Origin of the sequence: Bradyrhizobium sp. 44 (genome assembly GCF_023073095.1) — a bacterium.
GTDB lineage: Bacteria > Pseudomonadota > Alphaproteobacteria > Rhizobiales > Xanthobacteraceae > Bradyrhizobium.
On sequence record NZ_JADPIY010000038.1, the window covers coordinates 117,882 to 141,769 of the forward strand.

A 23,888-nucleotide genomic window follows, 5' to 3' on the forward strand; every position below is an offset into this window, starting at 1 on the left:
GATACAACGTAAACCTGCACCAATCGTGCCAAATGACCGATCGTGCCAAATGACAAAGTCAGGGCAAACCATGGCGAACCAAGGGCAGAGCGCCGATCGCGGTCTTGAGGGGCTGACTGCCGCTGCCAAAACTGCTGCCGATGCCGAAGGCGCCAAAAAGGGCCTGCCTCCGGTGCATTTGTGGAATCCGCCGTTCTGCGGCGATCTCGACATGCGAATCGCGTCCGATGGTACTTGGTTCTATTTGGGGACGCCAATCGGCCGTCATGCTTTGGTCCGCCTGTTCTCGACCATCCTCAAGCGTGAAGGCGACAAGCATTTCCTCGTCACGCCGGTGGAGAAGGTCGGCATTCGCGTCGACGACGCGCCATTCATGGCGGTCGAGATGCAGATAGACGACGAGGACAACCACCGCGTGCTCCGCTTCCGCACCAATGTCGACGACTGGGTCACCTGCGATGCGGCGCACCGGCTGCGCTTCGAGCAGGCCAAGGACGGCGGGTTGACGCCCTATCTGCATGTCCGCGCCGAGCTCTGGGCCAAGGTCACCCGCGCGCTCTATTACGATCTGGTTGACATGGGTGAGGAGCGGATGGTCGATGGCCAGCCGATGTTCGGTGTCGAATCGGCCGGAGAATTCTTCGCCATGGCCGATGCGGAGCAGGTGAGGGCCGCGCTTTGAACAAGCCTATCTCCAGGAACGATCCCGCCGTAATCGGTGCGGCCGATTTCTTCGCCCGCTCCGCCGCGCGGCTCGGCTTCGACGTTCCGCCCGGTCTCTACGATCCCAACATCATTCCGGCCTCGGGCGATCCCGGCACCGACAAGATGCTCGAGATCATCGCGCGCGAGCAGCCGGTGCGGCCGGCGGCGGTCTTGATCGCGGTGGTCGATCATCCCGAGCCGACCATCCTGCTGACGCAGCGCTCGGCGCATCTGAACGACCATGCCGGCCAGATCGCCTTTCCCGGCGGCAAGATCGACGCGACCGACCGCTCGCCGCTCGATGCGGCGCTGCGCGAGGCCGAGGAGGAGGTCGGGCTGTCCAGAGACTTCGTCGAGCCGATCGGCTATCTCGATCTCTATGGCACCGGCTTCGGCTTCCGCATCCTGCCCACGGTTGCCAGGGTGCGCCCGGGTTTTGAGCTGACGATCAACCATTCCGAGGTTGATGACGCGTTCGAAGTGCCGCTATCCTTCCTGATGAACCCGGCCAACCACCAGGTGCACAGCAAGGAATTCCGCGGCATGGAGCGGTCCTACTACGCGATGCCGTTTGCCGAACGCTACATCTGGGGCGCGACGGCTGGCATGCTGCGCGTGCTCTACGAGCGGATCTATTCATCATGATCCGGCCGATCCTGACCGAGATCGGAATCTTCCTCGTTCCCTTTGCCGTCTATGCGCTGTTCCTGGCCGCCACGCGCTCCGGCCTGTTCGTGCAGTCGTCCTGGCCGATCACCATCGTCGCGCGCCTCATGCTGGCGGCGCTCGTGCTGGTGATCGCGGGGCTGATCGGCTTTGCGCATTTCTCCGGCGCTGCGCCGGATTCGACCTATGTCCCCGCCCATGTCGAGAACGGCAAGCTCGTGCCGGGCGTGGAAAGATAGGGCCGGCCGATGAGCGCGGTGCCCATGCTCGCCGATGCGCCCTGGCTGATTTCGGGCGGGACCGCACGCGTCCTGCAATTGCTCAACGCGGATGGCGAGGAGGCTCGGGTCGTCGGCGGCGCCGTGCGCAACGCGTTGCTCGGCCTCGTCCCCGGTGACATCGACATCGCGACCACGGCGCTCCCGCACGAGGTGATCCGGCGGGCCAAGAGCGCCGGCATCAAGGCCGTGCCGACCGGCATCGACCACGGCACCGTCACGCTCGTCATCGACAGCCAGCCGTACGAAGTCACGACGCTGCGCGAGGATACCGAGACCTTCGGCCGCAAGGCCAAGGTCGCGTTCGGCCGCGACTGGGTGAAGGACGCCGAGCGCCGCGACTTCACGATGAACGGGCTGTCGGTCGATGCCGACGGCGTCGTCCACGATTACGTCGGAGGCATCGCGGATGCGGCGGCGCGGCGCGTGCGCTTCATCGGTGATCCCGACCAGCGCATCGCCGAGGATTTCCTGCGCATCCTGCGCTTCTTCCGCATCCACGCCGCCTTTGGCGCCGGCGATCCCGATCGCGACGGCTATCTCGCCTGCATCCGGGGACGCGCCGGCCTTGCGAGCCTGTCGGCCGAGCGGCTGCGCATGGAGATGCTGAAGCTGCTGGCGGCTGGCGGCGCCTCTGCCGCCGCGCTCGCCATGGCGGATGGCGGATTGCTGCAGGCGCTGACCGGCGGCGTGGTCTACACCGGGCCGCTCTCGGCGATGATCGCGATCGAGCGCGAGCTTGGCCTCGCCGCGAGCAGCACGCGGCGGCTCGCCGCGCTGACGGTCGCGGTGACCGAAGACGCCAAGCGCGTCGCCACGCGTTTGAGGCTCTCCAATGCGGAAACCAAGGCGCTGGATTCGATGGGGCACCGCTGGTGGCGTTTGGCCACCAAGGGCGAAGCCGATGCGCGGCGATTGCTCTACCGTCTCGGTGCAGAGCGCTATCACGATCGCGTGTTGCTGGGGTGGGCGCGAGCCGGCGGCGACGTCGGCTCATCGCGATGGCGTGCGCTCGCCGAGCTGCCGCAGCGCTGGATTGCGCCGAAATTTCCGCTCCGCGCCGCCGACTTCATTGCGCGCGGCATGGCGGAAGGACCCGCGCTCGGACATGTCTTGACGCTCGCCGAGGACGCTTGGCTTGCGGCGGATTTTCCCCTAGAGGAAGCCGCACTCGCTTCCATCGCCGATCAAGCTGCGGCACGAATCAGCCGCGACGAGAGAACGTGACCATCGTCTCAGGCTTCGCCGACATCTCGATCTTTCAGCTCCTGCTGGTCGCGTTGATGGCGTTGTTTGCTTCGATCATCGGTGGTCTCGCCGGCTACGGCACCGGCGCCCTGATGCCGCTGGTGCTGGTGCCTCTCGTTGGCGCCGAGCCCGTGGTGCCGATCATCGCGATCTCCGCGATCTTCACCAATTCCAGCCGCGCGGTCGCCTTTCTCCGCTATGCCGATCGCCGCCGCGCGCTGATCGTGCTGGCCTGTGCGGCACTGACGACCGCGCTCGGCGCCTACGGCTATACGCGCCTCACCAATGCGGGGGCGGCGCTGGTGATCGGCTCCATGCTGATCCTGAGCGTGCCGCTGCGCCGTGTGCTCCGCCGCCGCCAGGTCAAGATCGGCGACACCGGTCTCGCGGCAGGCTCGGTCGGCTATGGCGTGCTGGTCGGCGGCACCTCCGGCTCCGGCGTGATCCTGCTGTCGCTGCTGATGGCCGCCGGCCTCGAAGGCGCCGCCGTCATCGCGACCGATGCAATGATCTCGCTCGGCACCGGCCTGATCAAGATCTCGGTGTTTGGACTGGCCGGTGCCGTCACCGCGCAGGTGCTCGCCTTTGCGCTTCTGATCGGCGCGATTGCCATTCCCGGCGCGTTCCTGGCCAAAGCCTTTGTCGAGCGGATGCCGGTACACATCCACACCGCGATCCTCGACGTCGCCGTCATCACGGGCGGTCTCGTGATGATCTCGGCTGCGGCGAGGCAGCTCATCTAATTAAGTCGGATGTGGCACGCGTCCCGCTGCGGGGTTTGGATCAGGCCGCAGGTCTAGTGTGAGGGACTACAATCCAGTTCCTTGATCCTGCCGGCGGCATCAAACGCCAAAAGTGCACTCATGACGCCAGCACTGGTGATGTACGAGATGATGGTGCCGTCGTTGCGCCAGGGATTGAGATCGTCCAACGTGCCCGCCGGATATTTTCGGAGGCGATCGACCCAATAGGCACGAAGTGCCTCGCGGCCGGTGATGGTTTGGCCGCCGGCGCAGCCGCAATGGACCACGGCGTCCTCGGCATAGAGTTCCAAAATCGCGTCGATGTCGCCCGCGCGATAGGCATCAAGCCAGTCGACTGCAACGGCCATGGGATCAAAGGACATATTTTTCACTCACATGCGTCCAAATCTGGTTCAGGCCGGGGAACCACCGAGCCTCCTATGATTTTAATATCCCACCCGGCCACGGCCATATGCCGAAGGACATAGAGGACCGGGCCGAGGGCAAGATCGATGTTGGACGCGTCTGCCAGGCAGGGGATACTCAAGCCCATTCGGCTTTTGCTCGTCGATCCACAGCCGATCGTTTTGCAGGGACTGAGGTCGGTCCTCGGGACGCAGCCGGATTTCGACGTTGTCGCAGCGTCCAGCGATCGGACAAGCTGCCTCCAAGCAATTCGGAAGCTGACGCCTGACGTCGCGCTTCTTGCCGACAAGGTGCCGGATCTCACGGTCTCCGAGATCCTCGCGATCGTGAAGGCTGAGAAGCTCTCCACCCGCCTGGTGTTCTTCACCGAGTCCGACACCGACCACGATCTGGCTTCCGCCATCGCAGCCGGCGCCTGCAGCGCAATTTCGAAATATGCCTCTCCCGCCACGATGCTGCGATCACTGCGTCTGATGACGAAGAGCGGCGTGGCACTGGAGAAGTCCGATCTCTCGGCAACCGGCAAGGAAGCGGACGGCGACGGCAAAGTCGAAAAGATGCTGGAGCTGTTGACGCAACGGGAACGTCAAATTGCACGACTCGTGGCGGAAGGACTATCGAATAAGGAGATCGCGCGCCAGCTCAACGTTTCCGACGGGACGGTCAAAGTCCACCTGTACAATATTTTCCAGAAGCTTGAGATCACCAACAGAACTGTGCTCGCGACCATCGCATTGCTGCAACGCCCCTCAGGCCTGGCCGCGCTCTCGCTGGCCTTTCTGGCGTTCGCTATTGCGGACGAACTCAAGGCGTCGGAAGCGAACGATATCTTGCCGGATGAGAACGGCGTCGGCCACGCGGACGAGCACGCGGGATACGAGCACGCGGCCTACGAGCCATGGAAAAAAGGGATTCTCCGGCACCTCGTCGTTTGGGAATCCGGCGAGACGCCCACGCAAGCCCAGAGAGACTTGTTCGCCAAGGCCGCCCAAATCACCAACCCGGCAGCGGCGATGGAAGCGCAGCGCACGGCCGAGCAATCCGGAGGCGCGAAACCGTGGACGCACCACGCTCCTGCTGGATCGAGCGCGCCCGATCTTCCTGCGCGCTTGCTGCGAGAAGCAATCGACATACAGACCGGTGACGACCCGGCCCCGGAACATCAATTCCCGCGGCTTCTTTCCAATGCGACCTCGATGCACGGAGGGTATGGCAACTTTGCTATTCTCACCGGTGCGTTGATCTACGCACTGCAGGACCCTCATCTCGCCGCGCACGCGCATGACCTCCGTGACGCCTCGATCGACAGCATCCTGGCCGCCACCGAAGAGAGTGCGACCACAAAGCTGGCCGCGATCACCCATGCTGCCGCCAATCCTGACGACCATTCAGCCCCAAGTTTTCTTTCGCAGGATGTCCGCCTGTCTTCCGCCGTTGTGACCGCTGGACACGACAATGCCGCTCAAGAAGGCGCTCTGGTTCAAAAAGGCGCAGGCGATGCGGGTAACAATATCCATACACCTGTTGGTGCGGACCCTGGTCACGGTGCCGGTAGCGGTGTAGGCGGCAACGTTGAAAAAGTTGTTTATCGCTCCCCGATCGACTCCGAGTCTGACCATTTCAACTCGACCTCACCCGACACTGTGTTCGATTTCGCGTCGGGGCCGGGCAGGATCAATCTTGCGGCTTTCGGAGCGCTTGCCTGGCTGCATATGACGGCGGCAACCAAGTCTATACCGCCACATACACTCGCCTGGGTCTACGACTCCGCAAGCAATGAAACGATCGTCTATGTGAATGCGACCGATCGTGTCCTTGATGTCGGCGATCGCGGCCTGCTGGAAATCCATCTCGAGGGGATTGTGGCCGTTGCGGAGGCGGATGTCGGCTCCGAGCCAGATGGTGCGGCTGTTGCGACCACCTTGGAGCAGCTCGAAGCAGTGCTGATATCGGCGACCGAAACCGATGCGACTGTTTCGAGCAAGGATCATGTCCAAACCACTATCGAGGGGAGCGAGAGCTCGCTCGGGACGTCTGGAGGCTGGGCGATTCTGGCCAACGGCGGCTCGGGGTTCCAGTTTGGGCAGGCTCGCTTGGGAACGTCGACGAGGCTCGGAAGCTCCACCGGCGCATCGGCGGATCCAACGGAAGAGAGCGATGGTGCGTCTGCCGCGTCGGCTCACGGATCATCCATGGAGCTTGCGCATAGCGGGACGGCCCCGGTAGCCGCAAATGTCGCATCGAACAGTGGTCCGGCCAATACGGGCAACGGCGTTTCGTCGACTGCACCCAACGAGATCGGCCAACCCAATATCGTAACCGCCGACAACGCGGAGCACGGCAACTCGCAGCACGCTTCAGACCCATCGACTGAAGCTGGCTCCAAACCGGGCAACGGCGTCGGCAATGGCGCCGAGCATCACGATAAGGGCCCGGAGGCACCGGGAGGATCAGCGAAGAAGGCAGAACCAGACGGCGCGGAACACGGCAAAGCCGGGCACTCAAACGCTGCAAAAGCACCGGACGCAGCTAAGACCGATCCGGACGTCGCAACGGACGCCAACGCGGGTCACGGCAACTCAAAGCACGCTTCGGAGCCGGGGTCTGCAAAAGCGGCAGCCGACGAATCGACTGAAGCTGGCTCCAAACCGGGCCATGGCGTCGGCAATGGCGCCGAGCATCACGATAAGGCCTCTGAGGCTCCGGGAGGGTTAACGAAGAAGGCAGAACCAGCGGGCGAGGATCATGGTAAATCCGGGCACTCAACCGCACCGGACGCAGCCGAGATCGATCCAGGCGCCGCAACGGCTGCCGGCGCAGTCCACGGCAACTCGCAGCACGCTTCGAAACCAGAGTCTGCAAAGGCGGCAGCCGGCGAACCGACTGAAGCCGGCTCCAAACCGGGCAACGGCGGCGAGCACCACGCTTCGGCTTCTGATGCGGCGCACGGACCAGCGAAGACGGCAGAACCAGGGGCTGCGGAACACGGCAAATCCGGGCACTCATCCGCTGCAAACGCATCGGACGCGGCCGATATCGATCCGGGCGCCGCAGCGGCCGCCAACGCTGGCCACGGCAACTCGCAACACGCTTCGAAGCCAGACTCTACGAAGGCGGCAGCCAGCGAAGCAAGTGAAGCTGGCTCCAAACCGGGCAATGATGGCGGCCATGGCGCCGATGATCATCACGCTTCGGCTTCTGAAGCCGCGCAAGCATCAGCAACGACGGCAGAAACAGGCGGCGCGGAACACGGCAAATCCGGGCACTCATCCGCTGCAAACGCATCGGACGCAGCTGAGACCGATCCGGGCGTCGCAACGGCCGCCAGCGCAGGCCACGGCAACTCGCAGCACGTTTCGGAGCCGGGATCTGCAAAGGGAGCAGCCGCGGAATCGACTGAAGCTGGCTCCAAGCCGGGCAACAGCGTCGGCCATGGCGCCGAGCATCAGGCTTCGGCTTTTGATGCGGGGCAGGGACCAGCGAAGACGGCAGAACCAGCCACCGTGGACCACGGCAACCCGGACAACGAGTTACACTCGGCCTCTGCGAACGCGTCGCAAGCAGCCGACATCACAGAGCCGAGCGTCGCAGCAGGCGGTAACGCCGGACGCGGTAACTCGCAGCACGCTCTGCAATCTGCTGCAATCGCATCAGAAGAGGCACACCCGACCAAAGCTGCGTTCGAAACCGGCGGCCTGGACCAAGGACCGGTGTTCCGCTTCGATAAAGGCGCAACCCCTGCTACTCCTGTCGCGGTGGGTGAGCTTAAAAAACTCGATGATCCGCTGGGTTCGCACGTTCCGTCCAGTCAGGAAGAAGGCCTCGGGTTTAACGTCAACATCGTCCCTCATGCACTGAACGGACACGCGGACGATCACGGCAATAGCGGTGCGCATCAAGCCATTGTGCCTGTGCATCATGATTTGCTGATTTGAACTGTGATCGCGACGGGGCGATGACTGGCGGGCTCCGACTTTGGTGAGAGACTTCCCGCGACCGAACGTATCGGCGAGCGCATCTGCCTGGTCTCGCGTCTCAGAAACGTAACGCTTCGGCGGATCAGCCTCTTTGCTGAATTGTTCAGGGTTGCAGCCGTGAGAGCAGACGTTGCCGATCCTGATCGCGACGTCGCTGCTCCATGCGCATCCGTTCGAGTTCGCCTTCGGCTTTGGCTGTGTCCTCGTTCTGGCGCTTCATTTCAATGATCAGCGCCTCTTGCTCGGCGAGCCGCCGTTCTCCTTCGACGACCTCGCGTTCGATCTGGCTCAGCTCATCGTATATCGCCGTCGTGTACATCGCGATCCTCGCGCGGCCGTGCTGCAGAAGGCACGCCGGAGAGCAGTTTTCGCCTCTTCCAGGAGCTTGATCGGGCCGCTTGGTGCGGCCTTGACCGAAGCGCAAGGCGCATGACTTTCAACTCAATCAGCTTCTCGAACGTTCCGGCTGTTTCCATTTTTTCCCGAGCTTGGATCGGTCGATCGAGCGGCCGTGTTGTAATCATTTTGGCGGAAGCGGCTCACCTAACACGCGACTGCCTGGAACGGACCTCCTCGCGGCGACAATGCACTCGGCTCAGGGCTGCGCCTCAGTCAAGTTGCAAACAAGCGGTCGGCACAATATCGTCGATCGTCCGCCCGCATGTCTGACGTCCGATCTTTCAGGAGCCAACACTATGAATGTGGTCTCAGTGCCCGGCGGGATCCATCGCCCTCCAGGGAAGGTCGATATCCCGTCTGCCTGGCGGGGCGCTGAGATGAAAGCCAATCCCAATCGATGGTTGATATCGCTTGCAGCCGGCGAGATCGCGGAACTTGAGGGCGCGGCTGAAACGTATCTGGGCAAAAACAAAAGAATTGCCGAGATCACGAAGGAAAGCTTTCCGCTTCCCCGCTTCGGCGCGCATCTGGAAGAGCTTAAGACAACGCTCCTGGCTGGCCTTGGCTTCGAAGTGATCCGCGGCCTGCCGGTGGCAAAATATAACCAGGAGCTCGCCGCGACGATATTTTGTGGGGTGGGCGCGCATCTTGGATCGGCGCGGTCTCAGAATGCAGCGGGTCACATTCTCGGTCACGTCCGTGACACCGGCGCCGATGCGAAGGATCCGAATACCCGCATTTATCAAACCTCGGAACGGCAGACATTCCACACGGATTCGTCCGACGTGGTTGGATTGTTATGCATTCGCGAGGCGATGGAGGGAGGGGATTCTCTCCTTGTCAGTACGACGACAATCTACAACGAGATGTTTGACAGGCGTCCCGACCTTGCCACCCTCTTGTTTGATCCGATCGCGACAGACCGGCGAGGCGAGGTGCCGGAGAACGAAAAGCCATATCTTGAAATCCCGGTGCTGAATTGGCATGCGGGGTTCCTGACCGGGTTCTATCAGCGCCAGTATATCGATAGTGCGCAGCGCTTCCCCGATGCGCCGAGACTGACTCCGGCTCACGTCGAGGCGCTCGATCTCTTCGACACGCTCGCAAATGATCCCGGGCTGCATTTCGGCATGCGGCTTCAGCCGGGTGACATGCAGTTCGTTTACAATCATGCCTTGTTGCATGACCGGACCGGATTCCGCGATTGGCCCGATGCAGGCCAGAAGCGTCATCTGTTGCGCCTTTGGCTCAGCATGGAAGGCGACCGGCCGCTGCCCGATTGTTTCAAACAGCGCTATGGCTCGATTGAGATTGGCAACCGCGGCGGCATCATCACCAAAGGTACCAGTTTGAACGTCCCGTTGGATTGACGTTCCGGATGGTTTGAACCGGAAGCCCAGACCCAACTTGGCCTCGCAAGCTCTAGCCGCAGGAGCAGGCCGGACAATCCCTTCGACAGCGCCAAGCTGAAACTCTCAACGTGGCTCGACGCGACCAGGGCGAGTATCCATAAATGCCGCTTCTCGGCGTAAAGCGGACTTACGCATCACCCGAGCTACTTGAATGCCGCGGTCTCCGCCGGGGCGGGTGTACTTGGCCGCACGAATACAATGGTGGAGTTCACTGGAATTTCCGCGTTCTCGCGGGTGCCCTGACCGATGAGAATGAGGCCTGCTCCACCATTGGCCACCGTCAGGATGACCGGTTCACCCGCCCATGTCCTGATCGGCTCCATCCCGATGATGAGAAACTCACCGATTGGCTGGTCCAAGTACTGAAGTCTCAGCTGCGGAGCGATTTCTGCGGGCGCAAGTCCGAAACCCAGCCGTTGCGCGCGCGCATAGATTTCGGTCAACGACGCTGTCTCGCCCTTGAAGCCGAGCTCCGCGGCCGAGACAGGGACGAGCTGCACGTCCGTTTTCTTGCCACTCAGAGTAAAAGCCGGCCGCGCAAGGACTTCAGCAGCGGCGCTTCCGACGTCGCAGCCCATTGCACTCATCGCCTTGCGAAGGGCGCGCATGTCCCTGAATGTCCCTATCGCAATCGTCTTCCACAGCCGAACATCGGCGGCCGAACTGACGGGAGTCTGCGATCGCTGCACCGGAGGAGCAGTCTTGAGGTCCAGGTGATTGCGCAGAACGTCCTGCGCGGTGCATTGAGCTTTGGCCTCGCTAGCGAAAGCGAGGATAAGCGCGCCACAGAGCAGCAGGGCAATAACGCCGACGTCGCGTTCTGTCGAACGATTCGGCCTCGCGATGTCTCGGTGCGAGGCGATGTAATCGATCTCGCCGCGCGTCGTGCCGATGTCCATGAGCTCCCTGTCGCTGAGGCCGCGCAGGGTCGCTTGTGCACGCCGGCGTCTACGGCGCTCCCGCCATGTGCTCAAGAATTGCTGGACGAGGCTGACAACGCGCTGCGTTGATCCGAAGGGCCGTCGCATCCATGCGGCGCCATAGATCGCGCTCATCGCAATCTCCTTTGGCTTGCTTCTCACCGAGGGCTAAGGTGCCAATGCTCGGTCCGGCACGCTTGACGAGGGGCTTACATTTTTCTTACCGGCGGCTTATTCTTTGTGTCCAGCCGGTGCGGGGGCGTTTCCGTGAGGCTGACGTCGGCCGATCCCGCGACGCTGGGCAAGGCACACTCGATATTCGGCTTACATTTTTCCGTTCGAAGGCCTATCCTCGCCGGACAATCGCTGCGGCGCTCTCGGAAGTAGAGGGCAAGCCTGGGGAATGGTGCCATGCGCTATTTCTTCGAGGACTGTGTGCTGGATACCGACCGGCGCGAGTTGCGGCGCGGGGCCGATGCCGTGCCTACGACGCCACAGGTACTTGATCTGCTCGGCTATTTGATCCGCAGCAGGGATCGGGTCGTCAGCAAGGATGATCTCATAAACGCGATTTGGAATGGTCGGATCGTGTCCGACGCGGCGCTGACGACCCGATTGAACGCGGTCCGACGCGCGATCGGCGACTCAGGCGTGCAACAACGTCTTATCAAGACATTTCCACGAAAGGGCTTTCGTTTCGTGGGCGCTGTCCACGATGACGAGCGATGTCCCGAAACTGCGGTGACATCAGGCGCCCTCGCAGAACCGGCGAATCTTGCGCGCGCAGCCGCGGAGGCAGCGGTTTTGGTCCCGGAGTTCTCCGAAAAAGTAGCTTTCAAATGGCGGTCCAAGAACTGGGTGCGTCGCATCAGAGGCCCTCTGAAGTTCGTCGGCGGTACGCTGGCGTCGGTTGCTGCCATCGGTGCAATTGCCGGCGGCCTTGTCGGTTATTGGAATGTCTGGAAGACGCTCCGTACCGACGCGGTTCAGGAAGCTCGAGAGCTTCACGGACAGCCGATAGTCAGGCCCGAGATCGCGCATCGTCTCTCTCTCATCGTGTTGCCCTTCGCCAACCTCAACAACGATCCAGAGCAGGATCACCTTGCCGATGCCATCACGACAGATTTGACGACCGATCTTGCGCGAGCGCCCGCCACTTTCGTCATCGGACGCGAGGCCGCCCGCACCTACAAGAATAAGTCGATCGATCTGAAGCAGCTTGGAACGGATATCGGCACCCGCTGGGCGGTGCGCGGCGCGGTGAAGCGCAGCGGAGATCTGGTGCGGATCAGCGTATCGCTGACTGATCTTCAGACTGCGCACGACGTATGGTCCGACCGGTTCGACGGCGATCGGACAAATCTAGCCATCTTGCAGAAGAATATCACGGTGCGGCTCCTCTGTGTTGCGCACCTGCAGCTCCGCCAATACGAAGAAGCCATCGAACCGTGTAGCCGATCGTTGAATATTGGCGCGGGCCTTCACGCTTACACAAGCTGATCTCGGCCTACGGCCGACGGGACAAATGGGAGTTGCCGTGACAGTGCTGGCTGCACCACTTAAGCGAGATACGATAATTACAGGCAGGGCGTTCCGAGGATGGCCTTCTGCTTCCAGGAATTCAGATGCTGAAAGTATCCCCGAGGGACTCGGCCAGCAAAGTGTAACGGCCGTCAGTCCCTTGGTGACCGACAGGCGGCTGTCCCATGATTGAATTCCCTGCCAGACGCCTGCGAGCCGTCGGTTGCGAGCGCGCTGCGTCTTTCGGAATGTCCTGCTCCATTGTCGCCTCCGCCTTTTCGGTTCTGACAAGAAGATGAATCCGGACAGCGCCTCGTCGGCCGTTCTGCGCCATGCAGCGATGTCCGCTATCGCGCCTTTTTGGCGGAGAAGCGGACATCACGCGCGCCGGAGCTGTGCGCTCCGATCAAACTAGGACGCGGCCTCAGCCGCGCTTACTCCTCGTCTTCGTCATCATCCTCGTCTTCGTCGTCGAGCTCTTCCAGTCGATCGAGCACCGCGAGCGGCAGCGTCTCGCGAAACAGATCGCCTTCTGCGCCCATCCAGAGACAGATCACGTCGTCGCCCTTCACGTCAGCGACGGTGAGCGGCTGCCCGCCTGATTTCAGCATGACGATATCGCCGGCTTTTAGTTCCATGGATGGTCCTTTCGGTTGATTGACGGAGAAGCTAGCAAACCGGCATGACATGCCGATCACGGGCTACTTGGTCAGTGGATGTGTTGCGGTAGCGCGCATGCGCCGGCCGGGCTGCTGAAATCGATCAGAGAGCTTTAGGCCGGAGCGATCCCATCACGAGAGGCAATGGCGCCTGTTCGATGGGTGGCGCAAGGGCTCTTCCGTCCCGTGCGTCGCGACCATGACACCATGCGCCTGTTTTGCCCGACGGAGCAAATGATTTTGTCAGATCCGCAGTTTGCGTTTACCGCAAGTCCTTGATTCTGCTGCGGCCGTCTACTGTGCATGGGGTTGTTTTCAATGTTTTTGTTTGCGCACCCTGATTGCAGTCAGCCCGGCACCAGTTCTGTCAGCGAGCGGATGATGCGGTCGGGCTTGACGATCGAGCGTTCGGGCAGGCCGTCGCCATGCACGTCGATCCAGATCGCGTAGATGCCGAGACGCTGCGGCGTCACGACTTCCCATTCCAGATTGTCGCCGATCATCCATGTGTCTCTTGCGGTGACGCCGAGCGCGTCCATCGCGTGCAGATAGGCGCGCTCCTCGGGCTTGCCGAAGCCGTGCTCGCCCTCGATCTGGATGTGGTGAAAGCGATGCGCCAGCTCGAAGCGCTCGACCTTGGCGCGCTGGGTGTCGGCGGCGCCGTTGGTCACCAGCGCGAGCTTGATGCCGAGCGCCTTGAGCCTGTCGATGGCGTCATGCGCGCCGGGGAAGACGAACATCTCCTCCTCGCGATAGCTGGTGAAGCGGTCGGCGAGGCGAATGGCGAGGTCGTCGGGCAGCGCGCGGTGACCGGCGGCCGCGAGCGCGGCGAAGCCGCCCTTGACGGTGAGATGCCGGGCCTCGGCGAGCTTCATCCGCCAGGAGGCGTCCGCATTGGCCCAGAAGTTTTTCGCGAACGCCAGGACGGTGCTTGCGACCAGTTGCGGCGGCAGCGGCGCGAGCTCCTCCGCGAACTCCGCTGTGATCGCGTTCCAGGCGATCTCGGGCCGCGCATAGGCCGACAGGATGGTGTCGTCCATGTCGATCAGCATGGCGCGCGGCAGCGGCCTCATTGCGGGATTCATCGTCGTCATGGCCATTTCACCTCCGGCGGCAGCGACGACAGGATCGAATCCACATTGCCGCCGGTCTTGAGACCGAAGATGGTGCCGCGGTCGTAGAGCAGGTTGAACTCGACATAGCGGCCGCGCCGGATCAATTGCTCCTCGCGATCCTCCGCGGTCCAGCTTGTCGCGAAATTGCGCCGCACGATGTCGGGATAGATCTTCAGGAAGGCGCGGCCGACATCTTGCGTGAAGGCGAGGTCGGCGTCCCAGTCGCCGCTGTCATGCCAGTCGTAGAAGATGCCGCCGATGCCGCGCGCCTCTTTGCGATGCGGCAGGTGGAAATACTCGTCGCACCACTTCTTGTACTTGTCGTAATCGGCGATGCCGTTCGGCTGCGTGCAGGCCTGTTTCATTGCGGCGTGGAAGGCGATGCTGTCGGCATCGTCCTGCATGCGCCGGCGGTCGAGCACCGGCGTCAGATCGGCGCCGCCGCCGAACCAGGCTTTGGTGGTGACGACGAAGCGCGTGTTCATGTGCACCGCCGGCACGTGCGGATTGCGCAGATGCGCGATCAGCGAGATGCCGGAGGCCCAGAATTTCGGGTCGTCCGCCGCACCGGGAATCTGCGCGCGAAACTCGGGCGCGAATTCGCCGTGCACGGTGGAGCAGTGCACGCCGACCTTCTCGAACAGGCGGCCTGACATCATCGACATCACGCCGCCGCCGCCGGCCGCGCCGGTATGATCGGTGCGCTGCCACGGCGTGCGTTTGAAGCGGCCGGGCTCGCCCGGATAGAGGCTTTGCGGGGCATCGTCGTCCAGCCGCTCGAAGCTCGCGCAGATGTCATCGCGCAGGGCTTCGAACCAGGCGCGTGCGCGCCTCTTGCGGTCTTCGATCAAGCTCGGGTCCATTGTGAATGTCATTCTCTCAACCCTGCGGACCGTAATAGGTGCAGCTCTCGTTGCAACTGTCGCGGTGGATGCTGACGCGGGTGAGCTTGCCGATAGGGGCGAGCCGCTCCCACACGAAGCGCGAGAGGTTTTCCAGCGTCGGCGTGCCCAGCGCTTCGATCTTGTTGAGGTACTTGTGGTCCAGCGTCATGCGCACGTCCTCGATGGCGCGCTGGACCAGGCCGAGATCGACCACCATGCCGGTTTTGGGATCGGGCGTGCCGCGCAGCGTCACCTCGGCGCGAAAGGAGTGGCCGTGGATCTCTTCGCTATCCGCGCCGAACGTCGTTCCCGACAATGAGTGCGCCGCCTCGAAGCGAAACGATTTCGTCAATTCCCACATCTGTTCGAAAACCAATCCTATCTGATACCAAGCGACTTATGCGTCTGCACGCTGAGCCGCCATTGCGGATGATTGAGGCAATAGTCGATTGCGCCCGCGGTGTTTTGGGCGACCTCGGGCCCGTCCATCGGCTGCAGCGAGAGCCGCTCGAAGGCGAGTTCCGCGAAGGCCTCCGGCATGGCGAGCGGCTGCGGATAGACCAGCTTCAGCTCGTGGCCGCGCCGGATCACAAGATCGCTGCCGCCCTTCGGGCTGACGCAGATCCAGTCGAGCCCCTCGGGCGGGGCGATCGTGCCGTTGGTCTCGACCCCGATCTCGAAGCCGCGGGCATGAAGCGCGTCGACCAGCGCGGCATCGACTTGGAGCAGCGGCTCGCCACCGGTGAGCACCACGTAACGGTTGTCGGTGGAGGCCGTCCATTGGGCCGCGATGGTGCCGGCGAGTTCCGCAGCCGAAGCATAGCGCCCGCCGAGCGTGCCGTCGGTGCCGACGAAATCGGTGTCGCAGAATTTGCAGGTGGCCTCGCTGCGGTCCGCCTCGCGCCCGCTCCAGAGATTGCAGCCGGCAAAACGGCAAAACACGGACGCGCGCCCGGCGTGGGCGCCTTCGCCTTGCAGTGTCAGGAAGATTTCCTTGACCGCGTAACTCAACCGTCTCTCCTCAACATCTCAAACTTGCGGGTTCCGAAGCTGGCGCAGTGCTTCGCCTGCGGCCATCGCCGCGGTCATGGCGACATTGAGCGACCGCAGCCCCGGAGCGATCGGGATCACCAGCCGCGCGTCCGCCGCCTCGACCACCGCCTCGGTGACGCCGGCGCTCTCGCGCCCGAATAGCAGGATGTCCGCCGTCTGGTAACGGAAATCGCGGTAGTCGGTCGCCCCCTTGGTGGTGAACAGCAGCAGGCGGGCGCCCTGCGCCGCGCGCCATTGCTCGAATTTCGACCAGGAGGCGTGCCTGACGATGCTGACCTGATCGAGGTAGTCCATTCCCGCCCGGCGGAAATGCCGGTCGGAGACCGGGAAGCCCGCCGGTTCAATGATATGGGCGGCCACGCCCAGACAGGCGCAGAGCCTGAGAATCGTGCCGGTGTTCTGGGGGATGTCGGGTTGGAAAAGCGCTATCTGCATGGGCTGTGCCGGGTTCGGTGCGGGCCGGAAATGTCTCAATAAAACATCGCTGGCCGCGGAATTCGTGCATTGCACGCTCCCGCGCCGATAGCGGGCTTGCGCTCGCCCGGCAAGGGTGCCAATAGAACGATTCTGGACTGCTGTTTTCGCCTTGTTTTGGTGGAGGCACGTGAAGTTCTGCCGCCGCGGGGGGCCGCGGGCGCCGGCAGGCTGTTCTGGGGACCTTGGGGGCTCCTGGAGCGGTTCCGCCGGCTGCATAAGAAGAAAGGGTTGGAATCGTGACGACAGCGTCTTCGGCGGACCATCCGACACGCCGTGATTTCTTATTCGTTGCAACGGGGGCAGCTGCAGCAGTAGGGGGCGCAGCCGCGCTCTGGCCCTTCATTTCCCAAATGAATCCTGATGCGTCGACCATCGCCGCCGGTGCGCCGATCGAGGTCGATCTCAGCCCGGTCGCCGAGGGGCAGGACATCAAGGTGTTCTGGCGCGGCAAGCCGATCTATATCAGCCACCGCACCAAGAAGCAGATCGACGAGGCGCGCGCCGTCAACGTCGCGAGCCTGCCCGATCCGCAGTCCGACGAGGCCCGGGTCAAGTCCGGCCACGAGCAGTGGCTGGTTGTGATCGGCATCTGCACCCATCTCGGCTGCATCCCGATCGCCCATGAAGGCAATTACGACGGGTTCTTCTGCCCCTGCCATGGTTCGCAGTACGATTCGTCCGGCCGCATCCGCCAGGGGCCCGCGCCCGCGAACCTGCCGGTGCCGCCGTACCAGTTCGTTTCCGACACCAAAATCCAGATCGGCTGAGCCTCGGGCCCTCGTCCGAAGCTTCGCGCCGTCTCGTCGTACTATTTCCTCAGGATCGCATCATGAGCGGACCATCCGACTACCAGCCGAGCAATCCGGCCCTGCAATGGATCGAGCGACGTCTGCCGATCCTCGGCCTCATGCACTCCTCTTTCGTGGTCTATCCCACCCCGCGCAACCTGAACTATTGGTGGACCTTCGGCGCCATCCTCTCGTTCATGCTGGGGATCCAGATCCTGACCGGCGTGATCCTGGCGATGCACTACACGCCGCATGCCGACCTCGCCTTCAAATCGGTCGAGCTGCTGGTCCGTGACGTCAATTACGGCTGGCTGCTGCGCAACATGCATGCCGTCGGCGCCTCGATGTTCTTCGTCGCCGTCTATGTCCACATGCTGCGCGGCCTCTATTACGGCTCCTACAAGGAGCCGCGCGAGGTGCTATGGATCCTCGGCGTCATCATCTACCTGCTGATGATGGCGACGGGCTTCATGGGCTACGTGCTCCCCTGGGGCCAGATGAGCTTCTGGGGCGCCACCGTCATCACCAATCTGTTCTCCGCCATTCCCTATGTCGGCGAGAGCATCGTGACGCTCTTGTGGGGCGGCTATTCGGTCGGCAACCCGACGCTGAACCGCTTCTTCTCGCTGCACTATCTGCTGCCGTTCCTGATCGCGGGCGTCGTCGTGCTCCACGTCTGGGCGCTGCATGTCTCCGGCCAGAACAACCCTGATGGCGTCGAGCCCAAGACGGAGAAGGACACGGTTCCGTTCACGCCGCATGCGACCATCAAGGACATGTTTGGCGTGTCCTGCTTCATGCTGCTCTACGCCTGGTTCATCTTCTACATGCCGAATTACCTCGGTGACGCCGACAATTACATTCCGGCGAATCCGGGCGTGACGCCGCCGCACATCGTGCCGGAATGGTATTACCTGCCGTTCTACGCAATCCTGCGTTCGATCCCGAACAAGCTCGCGGGCGTGATCGGGATGTTCTCGGCGATCATCATCCTGTGCTTCCTGCCCTGGCTCGATGCTGCCAAGACCAAATCGTCGAAGTACCGTCCGCTGGCCAAGCAGTTCTTCTGGATCTTCGTCGCGGTCTGCATCCTGCTCGGCTATCTCGGCGCGCAGCCGCCGGAAGGCATCTACGTGATCGCCGGCCGGGTCCTGACGTTCTGCTACTTCGCCTACTTCCTGATCGTGCTGCCGCTGCTCTCGCGCATCGAGAAGCCGCGGCCGGTGCCGAACTCGATCTCGGATGCCGTCCTGGCTAAAACCGGGAGCAGGTCGACGCCGATGGTGTCGAGTGCGATCGTGCTTGCGCTGGCGGGCGCGTTGTTTGCGGGCTCAGCCGACAGCGCGCGTGCCTCCGAAGGCAGCGACAAGCCGCCGGGCAACAAATGGTCGTTCGCCGGTCCGTTCGGCAAGTACGACCGCGGTGCGCTCCAGCGCGGCCTGAAGGTCTACAAGGAAGTCTGCGCCAACTGCCACGGCCTGTCCTACGTCGCCTTCCGCAACCTCGCGGAAGCTGGTGGTCCCGGCTATTCGGTCGCGCAGGCTGCAGCCTTCGCCTCCGACTACAAGGTCAAGGACGGCCCGAACGACGCGGGTGACATGTTCGAGCGCGCGGGCCGGCCGGCGGATTATTTCCCCTCGCCATTCCCGAACGAGCAGGCCGCGCGTGCGGCGAACGGCGGCGCGGCGCCGCCGGATCTGTCGCTGATCACCAAGGCGCGCTCCTACGGCCGCGGCTTCCCGATGTTCATCGTCGACTTCTTCACCCAGTATCAGGAGCAGGGCCCGGACTACGTCTCGGCGCTGCTCCAAGGCTTTGAGGACAAGGCGCCCGAAGGCGTGACCATCCCGGAGGGGTCCTACTACAACAAGTATTTCCCGGGCCACGCCATCAAGATGCCGAAGCCGCTCAGCGATGGCCAGGTCACCTACGACGACGGCTCGCCGACCACGATCGCGCAATATTCCAAGGACGTCACCACGTTCCTGATGTGGACCGCCGAACCGCACATGGAAGCGCGCAAGCGCCTCGGTTTCCAGGTGTTCATCTTCCTGATCATCTTCGCCGGCCTGATGTACTTCACCAAGAAGAAGGTCTGGGCCGACTCGCACTGAGCGGCCCGAGGCGAGAATGAAGAGGCCCCCGTAAGGGGGCTTTTTTGTTGGGCACGAGAGTGTGTTGTCAGGCGCGATTGCCTATCGCCCGCGCAGCCGCCAAAATACCAGCAATCGCTTCCCCAGAAACTCGTCGGAGGACACCATGGGAACCGCCATCACCTTCAAGCGCCCGGACGGCAAGGACGCATCGGGCTATCTCGCCAATGCCGCGCGCGGCAACGCGCCGGGCGTGGTGGTCATCCAGGAATGGTGGGGGCTGTCGGACCAAATCAAGGGCCTATGCGATCGCTTCGCGCTGGCCGGTTTCGATGCGCTGGCGCCCGATCTCTACAAGGGCAAGGTGGTGCCGTATCACGACACCGACGCCGCCGGCAAAGAAATGAACTCGCTCGATTTCATGGACGCCACCACGCAGACCGTGCGCGGCGCCACGCAATATCTGTCGCGCAACGGCGCCAAGGTCGGGCTGACAGGCTTCTGCCTCGGCGGTGCCGTCACCATCATCGGCGCGGTGCATGTGCCGGAGCTCGCGGCCGGCGTCGTGTTCTACGGCATTCCGCCGGAGCAGGCCGCCAAGCCCGCCGACGTCAAGATCCCGCTCCAGGCCCATTTCGCCAACAAGGACGATTGGTGCACGCCGGAACTGGTCAACGGCTTCGAAAACGCCATGAAGGCCGCCGGCAAGTCGCTGGAGCTGTTCCGCTATGACGCCGAGCACGCCTTCGTCAACGAGCAACGCCAGGCCGTCCACGACCGCGAAGCCGCCGAGCTCGCCTGGGGCAGGGCGACGGAGTTTTTTAGGAAGCATCTGGGGTAGGCTGGTCGCCGACGGACCGCGATCAGCACTACTGCCGCGCCACGATTGAAAATCAATCACCGCAATCATAGTGCAGTCGCAGGGGTTTCCACCATGCGACTGCTGGAGAGCAGGATGATTGTGGATGGCCGCTTGACCAAGATTGTGGTGCCGAGCAAAGCGCTGGAAGCGGCTCGGGACCCCGAGAAGGCCGGTTATCTAACCGGCGCTGTGGTCGACTATGTCAGCCAAATTCAGCACGTCGGCGTCTACACGAGAGGTGAGCTCCCGGCCGTGGCCATACAGGCCTATCATGCCGACTACTATCTCGCTCAGGTCTGCAACGGCGGTCACAGCCAGTTCATCGGCAACACAGGGCTCGCGATGCTCCCAACGACGTCCGGCGATGCACTCGCTGGATTGGAGGCGATGGGAGCGAGCTCGCAACACCAGATCTTGCAGGAGATGATCGCCTGGGTAGAGGCACATCCCGGCGAGGCTGCGCTGCAGACCGGATTCGAAAACCGCGCCGCGGCGCTCAGCGCGCTTGATAAGCGCTTCTATGCGGTAGAACGAGAGCAACCAATGACACCACTCGCGGCCCGATGGATCGCAAGCTGGCCCGAATTGCGCGCCATCGCGCAGGAGCAGTATTCTTCTGAGATCGAGCGGCTTGCGCAGCTTAACCCACATCGGTCCCACCGCCGGATCTGGCAAAGCGTTCGCCACATCAGCTTCCAGATGACTGACGATTTGCAGATCACGGTCGCGGCGGCCTGCGGGGCGGTAAGGCCTGACCCAGAGCTCAAGGTTATGGTGCTTCCAGGATTCGACACCGATGTGGAGGGGCAGCAATGCACGGCGTTCGGCGTAAGGACCAACAAGGGCTCGCGGCTATGCGTCTTTGATGAGGCGGGCGGACGACTTTATCAACTTGCGACGCCCCCTACGATAGTGGGCGCGCGGCTGTCGACTGTGGGGACTGACACGATCCAGAATTTCTTGAGAATTGCCGAGCAAAACTTTGCGGCCGAAGCGATCGACCTGCTGTTGCGGAAGTTAAGTCTGGGTCCCACCGCGGCGATCACGGCCTTGAGCGTGAGCGACGATCGAGCCATTTGGTGTGCGGTCACAGGAGAGACCAGCGTTTTGATCGAAACCTTGGGCGACTGCGCCCAGGTCATCGGATCTGGTGGCGAGCTCGTGCTCAGGGTCATGCGAGACGAAATCGAGCGTCATGCCGCAGACGCGGCCGTGGGGCGCAACAGCCTGCAAGACCGGCCATAACCCTCGTTGCGATTTGCGCCATTTTGCGGTCGAGCCGACCCCAGCCACCCTTGACGCCGTCCCCGCGCCATGGTGAGTATCCGCCCTATGAGCACCGCCGTCCGCCCATCCCGTCTTTGGTGGCGCACCTCCTAAGAGGTGGCCGGTGCGATTTATTCTCCCAAAATCGTCTGAGGTCGCCCACGCAGTGCGGCGGCCTGATCGTTTGTCCTGTGTGGCGTTCCCTCGACAAGTTTCGTAAGAGGACCCCATGAACAGGACCGTCTTTGCCCTTCCGGCTCGAAGCGACTACGTGACCCGCGCAGGGCTTGCGATCACGCGCGTGGCGGAACAGTTCTCCGGCGGCGCCAACCGGCTCGACGATCTCGTCAGCCTGCTCGACCGCCGCCGCGGCGTGGTGCTGTCGTCGGGCACGACCGTGCCCGGCCGCTACGAGAGTTTTGACCTCGGCTTCTCCGACCCGCCGCTCAAGCTTGAGACCACCGGCGTCAATTTCAACCTGGAAGCACTGAACGCGCGCGGGGAGGTGCTGATCGCCTTCTTCGCTGACGTCTTGCGCGAACCCTGCGTCGTGATCTCAGAGACGACGCCCACGCGCCTTGCCGGTCATATCATCCGCGGCGAAGCCCCGATCGACGAAGACCAGCGTACGCGGCGCGCCAGCGTGATGTCGCTGGTGCGCGATCTCGTCGGCGCGTTCTCCGCCAACGACGACGGCGTGCTCGGCCTGTTCGGCGCCTTCGCCTACGACCTCGTGTTCCAGATCGAGGACCTCGTGCAGAAGCGCGCGCGCGAGATCGACCAGCGCGACATCGTGCTCTACGTCCCCGACCGCCTGCTCGCCTATGACCGCGCCACCGGCCGCGGCGTCGTGCTCACTTACGATTTCGTGTGGAAGGGCAAGTCCACCGCGGGCTTGCCGCACGAGACCGCCGAGAGCCCCTACCTCAAGACACCGCGCCAGGGCTTTGCCGATCACGCGCCCGGCGAATATCAGGCCACAGTCGAGACCGCGCGCGCCGCCTTTGCGCGTGGCGATCTGTTCGAGGCGGTGCCGGGGCAGCTCTTCGCCGAGCCCTGCGACCGCTCGCCGGCGGAAGTGTTCCAGCGGCTCTGCGTCATCAACCCGTCGCCCTACGGCGCGCTGATGAATCTCGGCGAGGGCGAATTTCTCGTCTCGGCTTCTCCGGAAATGTTCGTGCGCTCGGACGGACGCCGGGTCGAGACCTGCCCGATCTCGGGGACGATCGCGCGCGGTACCGATGCGATCGGTGATGCCGAGCAGATCCGCCAGCTCCTGAACTCCGAAAAGGACGAGTTCGAGCTCAACATGTGCACCGACGTCGACCGTAACGACAAGGCGCGCGTCTGCGTTCCCGGCACGATCAAGGTGCTGGCGCGCCGGCAGATCGAGACCTATTCAAAACTCTTCCACACCGTCGACCATGTCGAAGGCATGCTGCGTCCAGGGTTCGATGCGCTTGATGCGTTCCTCACCCATGCCTGGGCCGTCACCGTCACCGGCGCACCAAAACTCTGGGCGATGCAGTTCGTCGAGGATCACGAGCGCTCGCCGCGCCGCTGGTATGCCGGCGCGATCGGAGCGGTGAATTTCGACGGCAGCATCAACACCGGCCTCACCATCCGCACCATCCGGATGAAGGAGGGCCTCGCGGAAGTGCGCGTCGGCGCCACCTGTTTGTTCGACTCCGATCCCGCCGCCGAGGACCGCGAATGCCAGGTCAAGGCCGCGGCCCTGTTCCAGGCGCTGCGCGGCGATCCGCCAAAGCCGCTGTCGGCCTTCGCGCCCGATGCCACCGGAAGCGGCAAGCGGGTACTGCTGATCGACCATGACGACAGCTTTGTGCATATGCTGGCCGATTATTTTCGCCAGGTCGGCGCCGATGTCACCGTAGTTCGCCATGTGCATGCGCTCGACATGCTCAAGCAGAAGCGGTGGGATTTGCTCGTGCTGTCGCCCGGGCCCGGCAGGCCTGAGGATTTCGGCATCAAGAAGACCATCGACGCGGCACTGGAGAACAAGCTGCCGGTGTTCGGCGTCTGCCTCGGCGTCCAGGCGATTGGCGAGTATTTCGGCGGCGAGCTCGGGCAGCTCACGCATCCCGCCCACGGCCGGCCCTCGCGGGTGCAGGTGCGCGGCGGGCGGCTGATGCGCAATCTGCCGAACGAGATCGTGATCGGCCGCTATCACTCGCTCTATGTCGAGCGCGACAGCATGCCGGAGGTGCTATCCGTCACCGCCAGCACCGAGGACGGCGTCGCGATGGCGCTCGAGCACAAGACCCTGCCGGTCGCCGGTGTGCAATTCCATCCGGAATCGCTGATGTCGCTCAGCGGCGAGGTGGGCTTACGAATTGTCGAGAACGCGTTCCGTTTGGATGCGCGCGCTGATTGAG

At 63.1% G+C, this 23,888-nt stretch carries 22 protein-coding genes; 14 read left to right on the top strand and 8 right to left on the bottom strand.

Annotation, left to right across the window (positions count from 1 at the left end; translation table 11 throughout):
• The first annotated feature begins 70 nt into the window (after positions 1-70).
• Genes IVB41_RS33275 through IVB41_RS33295 form a run of 5 tightly spaced genes read left to right on the top strand, consistent with a single transcriptional unit; the run spans position 71 to position 3,640 of the window.
• Entirely contained in the window at positions 71-682 is a 612-nt protein-coding gene (locus IVB41_RS33275) for a DUF1285 domain-containing protein (protein WP_247438793.1), read from the top strand.
• Entirely contained in the window at positions 679-1,350 is a 672-nt protein-coding gene (locus IVB41_RS33280; RefSeq protein ID WP_027568565.1) for a CoA pyrophosphatase, read from the top strand. Before IVB41_RS33275 ends, IVB41_RS33280 begins: the two co-directional genes overlap by 4 nt.
• Positions 1,347-1,610: a DUF6111 family protein gene (locus IVB41_RS33285; protein ID WP_018454951.1), complete on the top strand. Its 264-nt coding sequence runs from the start codon at positions 1,347-1,349 to the stop codon at positions 1,608-1,610. Before IVB41_RS33280 ends, IVB41_RS33285 begins: the two co-directional genes overlap by 4 nt.
• Before the next feature lie 9 nt (positions 1,611-1,619).
• On the top strand, positions 1,620-2,876 hold the full coding sequence (locus IVB41_RS33290; RefSeq protein ID WP_247438795.1) for a CCA tRNA nucleotidyltransferase: 1,257 nt from the start codon (positions 1,620-1,622) through the stop codon (positions 2,874-2,876).
• Positions 2,873-3,640, top strand: a complete 768-nt coding sequence (locus tag IVB41_RS33295; RefSeq protein WP_247438796.1) for a sulfite exporter TauE/SafE family protein — start codon at positions 2,873-2,875, stop codon at positions 3,638-3,640. Before IVB41_RS33290 ends, IVB41_RS33295 begins: the two co-directional genes overlap by 4 nt.
• Before the next feature lie 53 nt (positions 3,641-3,693).
• On the opposite strand, the gene IVB41_RS33300 is transcribed toward IVB41_RS33295, so the two are convergent.
• On the bottom strand, positions 3,694-4,023 hold the full coding sequence (locus tag IVB41_RS33300; RefSeq protein ID WP_247291269.1) for a nuclear transport factor 2 family protein: 330 nt from the start codon (positions 4,021-4,023) through the stop codon (positions 3,694-3,696).
• Between the two features lie 129 nt (positions 4,024-4,152).
• On the opposite strand from IVB41_RS33300, the gene IVB41_RS33305 reads away from it, so the two are divergent.
• The 3 genes from IVB41_RS33305 (at position 4,153) to IVB41_RS33315 (ending at position 9,812) form a co-directional block, all read left to right on the top strand.
• The gene (locus tag IVB41_RS33305) at positions 4,153-8,001 is read left to right on the top strand and encodes a LuxR C-terminal-related transcriptional regulator (RefSeq protein WP_247438798.1); all 3,849 of its coding nucleotides are present in this window, start codon (positions 4,153-4,155) and stop codon (positions 7,999-8,001) included.
• 172 nt (positions 8,002-8,173) lie between these two features.
• Positions 8,174-8,476: a hypothetical protein gene (locus IVB41_RS33310; protein WP_247357033.1), complete on the top strand. Its 303-nt coding sequence runs from the start codon at positions 8,174-8,176 to the stop codon at positions 8,474-8,476.
• 262 nt (positions 8,477-8,738) lie between these two features.
• Positions 8,739-9,812 (top strand): TauD/TfdA family dioxygenase, encoded by a 1,074-nt coding sequence (locus IVB41_RS33315; protein WP_346283267.1) that lies wholly within the window; start codon positions 8,739-8,741, stop codon positions 9,810-9,812.
• Between the two features lie 185 nt (positions 9,813-9,997).
• Here IVB41_RS33315 and IVB41_RS33320 read toward each other — a convergent pair whose 3' ends face one another.
• The gene (locus IVB41_RS33320) at positions 9,998-10,909 is read right to left on the bottom strand and encodes a DUF1127 domain-containing protein (RefSeq protein WP_247438800.1); all 912 of its coding nucleotides are present in this window, start codon (positions 10,907-10,909) and stop codon (positions 9,998-10,000) included.
• 276 nt (positions 10,910-11,185) lie between these two features.
• Here IVB41_RS33320 and IVB41_RS33325 point away from each other — a divergent pair, with 276 nt between their 5' ends.
• Positions 11,186-12,274 (top strand): winged helix-turn-helix domain-containing protein, encoded by a 1,089-nt coding sequence (locus tag IVB41_RS33325; protein WP_247438802.1) that lies wholly within the window; start codon positions 11,186-11,188, stop codon positions 12,272-12,274.
• Positions 12,275-12,729: 455 nt separating this feature from the next.
• Here the strand turns inward: IVB41_RS33325 and IVB41_RS33330 are convergent, their stop codons facing one another.
• The 6 genes from IVB41_RS33330 to IVB41_RS33355 all read right to left on the bottom strand — a co-directional run bounded on the left by IVB41_RS33330 (position 12,730) and on the right by IVB41_RS33355 (position 16,441).
• Complete coding sequence (locus tag IVB41_RS33330; protein ID WP_027516401.1) at positions 12,730-12,933, bottom strand: YodC family protein; 204 nt, start codon at positions 12,931-12,933, stop codon at positions 12,730-12,732.
• Between the two features lie 368 nt (positions 12,934-13,301).
• The gene (locus tag IVB41_RS33335) at positions 13,302-14,048 is read right to left on the bottom strand and encodes an HAD family hydrolase (RefSeq protein WP_407062516.1); all 747 of its coding nucleotides are present in this window, start codon (positions 14,046-14,048) and stop codon (positions 13,302-13,304) included.
• A complete protein-coding gene (hemF, locus tag IVB41_RS33340) occupies positions 14,045-14,932 on the bottom strand; it encodes an oxygen-dependent coproporphyrinogen oxidase (RefSeq protein WP_247439127.1) in 888 nt (295 codons plus the stop codon). The genes IVB41_RS33335 and hemF overlap by 4 nt, the downstream gene beginning before the upstream one ends.
• A 16-nt stretch (positions 14,933-14,948) precedes the next feature.
• The gene (locus IVB41_RS33345) at positions 14,949-15,314 is read right to left on the bottom strand and encodes a 6-carboxytetrahydropterin synthase (protein ID WP_247357255.1); all 366 of its coding nucleotides are present in this window, start codon (positions 15,312-15,314) and stop codon (positions 14,949-14,951) included.
• A gap of 17 nt (positions 15,315-15,331) precedes the next feature.
• Positions 15,332-15,964, bottom strand: coding sequence for a 7-carboxy-7-deazaguanine synthase (queE, locus tag IVB41_RS33350; protein ID WP_247438806.1), 633 nt, complete (start codon positions 15,962-15,964; stop codon positions 15,332-15,334).
• Between the two features lie 18 nt (positions 15,965-15,982).
• Positions 15,983-16,441, bottom strand: coding sequence for a tRNA (cytidine(34)-2'-O)-methyltransferase (locus IVB41_RS33355; RefSeq protein ID WP_247438808.1), 459 nt, complete (start codon positions 16,439-16,441; stop codon positions 15,983-15,985).
• 278 nt (positions 16,442-16,719) lie between these two features.
• Here IVB41_RS33355 and petA point away from each other — a divergent pair, with 278 nt between their 5' ends.
• The 5 genes from petA to IVB41_RS33380 all read left to right on the top strand — a co-directional run bounded on the left by petA (position 16,720) and on the right by IVB41_RS33380 (position 23,887).
• A complete protein-coding gene (gene petA, locus IVB41_RS33360) occupies positions 16,720-17,250 on the top strand; it encodes a ubiquinol-cytochrome c reductase iron-sulfur subunit (RefSeq protein ID WP_026232845.1) in 531 nt (176 codons plus the stop codon).
• A gap of 62 nt (positions 17,251-17,312) precedes the next feature.
• On the top strand, positions 17,313-19,385 hold the full coding sequence (gene fbcH / locus IVB41_RS33365; protein WP_027568577.1) for a cytochrome b/c1: 2,073 nt from the start codon (positions 17,313-17,315) through the stop codon (positions 19,383-19,385).
• A 145-nt stretch (positions 19,386-19,530) separates the two neighbouring features.
• Positions 19,531-20,205 carry a dienelactone hydrolase family protein gene (locus IVB41_RS33370; RefSeq protein WP_027568578.1) on the top strand — a complete coding sequence of 225 codons (675 nt, stop codon included), beginning with the start codon at positions 19,531-19,533 and terminating at the stop codon, positions 20,203-20,205.
• Positions 20,206-20,298: 93 nt separating this feature from the next.
• Positions 20,299-21,471: a DUF4375 domain-containing protein gene (locus IVB41_RS33375; RefSeq protein ID WP_247438810.1), complete on the top strand. Its 1,173-nt coding sequence runs from the start codon at positions 20,299-20,301 to the stop codon at positions 21,469-21,471.
• A 250-nt stretch (positions 21,472-21,721) separates the two neighbouring features.
• A complete protein-coding gene (locus IVB41_RS33380; protein WP_247438812.1) occupies positions 21,722-23,887 on the top strand; it encodes an anthranilate synthase component I in 2,166 nt (721 codons plus the stop codon).
• The last annotated feature ends 1 nt before the right edge of the window (position 23,888 follow it).

Coding starts and splice junctions, on each gene's coding strand:
- IVB41_RS33275 (WP_247438793.1), top strand. CDS start 71: ATGGCGAACCAAGGGCAGAGCGCCGATCGCGGTCTTGAGGGGCTGACT.
- IVB41_RS33285 (WP_018454951.1), top strand. CDS start 1,347: ATGATCCGGCCGATCCTGACCGAGATCGGAATCTTCCTCGTTCCCTTT.
- IVB41_RS33290 (WP_247438795.1), top strand. CDS start 1,620: ATGAGCGCGGTGCCCATGCTCGCCGATGCGCCCTGGCTGATTTCGGGC.
- IVB41_RS33300 (WP_247291269.1), bottom strand. CDS start 4,023: ATGTCCTTTGATCCCATGGCCGTTGCAGTCGACTGGCTTGATGCCTAT.
- IVB41_RS33305 (WP_247438798.1), top strand. CDS start 4,153: ATGTTGGACGCGTCTGCCAGGCAGGGGATACTCAAGCCCATTCGGCTT.
- IVB41_RS33315 (WP_346283267.1), top strand. CDS start 8,739: ATGAATGTGGTCTCAGTGCCCGGCGGGATCCATCGCCCTCCAGGGAAG.
- IVB41_RS33320 (WP_247438800.1), bottom strand. CDS start 10,909: ATGAGCGCGATCTATGGCGCCGCATGGATGCGACGGCCCTTCGGATCA.
- IVB41_RS33325 (WP_247438802.1), top strand. CDS start 11,186: ATGCGCTATTTCTTCGAGGACTGTGTGCTGGATACCGACCGGCGCGAG.
- IVB41_RS33330 (WP_027516401.1), bottom strand. CDS start 12,933: ATGGAACTAAAAGCCGGCGATATCGTCATGCTGAAATCAGGCGGGCAG.
- IVB41_RS33335 (WP_407062516.1), bottom strand. CDS start 14,048: ATGACGACGATGAATCCCGCAATGAGGCCGCTGCCGCGCGCCATGCTG.
- hemF (WP_247439127.1), bottom strand. CDS start 14,932: ATGGACCCGAGCTTGATCGAAGACCGCAAGAGGCGCGCACGCGCCTGG.
- IVB41_RS33345 (WP_247357255.1), bottom strand. CDS start 15,314: ATGTGGGAATTGACGAAATCGTTTCGCTTCGAGGCGGCGCACTCATTG.
- IVB41_RS33355 (WP_247438808.1), bottom strand. CDS start 16,441: ATGCAGATAGCGCTTTTCCAACCCGACATCCCCCAGAACACCGGCACG.
- fbcH (WP_027568577.1), top strand. CDS start 17,313: ATGAGCGGACCATCCGACTACCAGCCGAGCAATCCGGCCCTGCAATGG.
- IVB41_RS33370 (WP_027568578.1), top strand. CDS start 19,531: ATGGGAACCGCCATCACCTTCAAGCGCCCGGACGGCAAGGACGCATCG.
- IVB41_RS33375 (WP_247438810.1), top strand. CDS start 20,299: ATGCGACTGCTGGAGAGCAGGATGATTGTGGATGGCCGCTTGACCAAG.
- IVB41_RS33380 (WP_247438812.1), top strand. CDS start 21,722: ATGAACAGGACCGTCTTTGCCCTTCCGGCTCGAAGCGACTACGTGACC.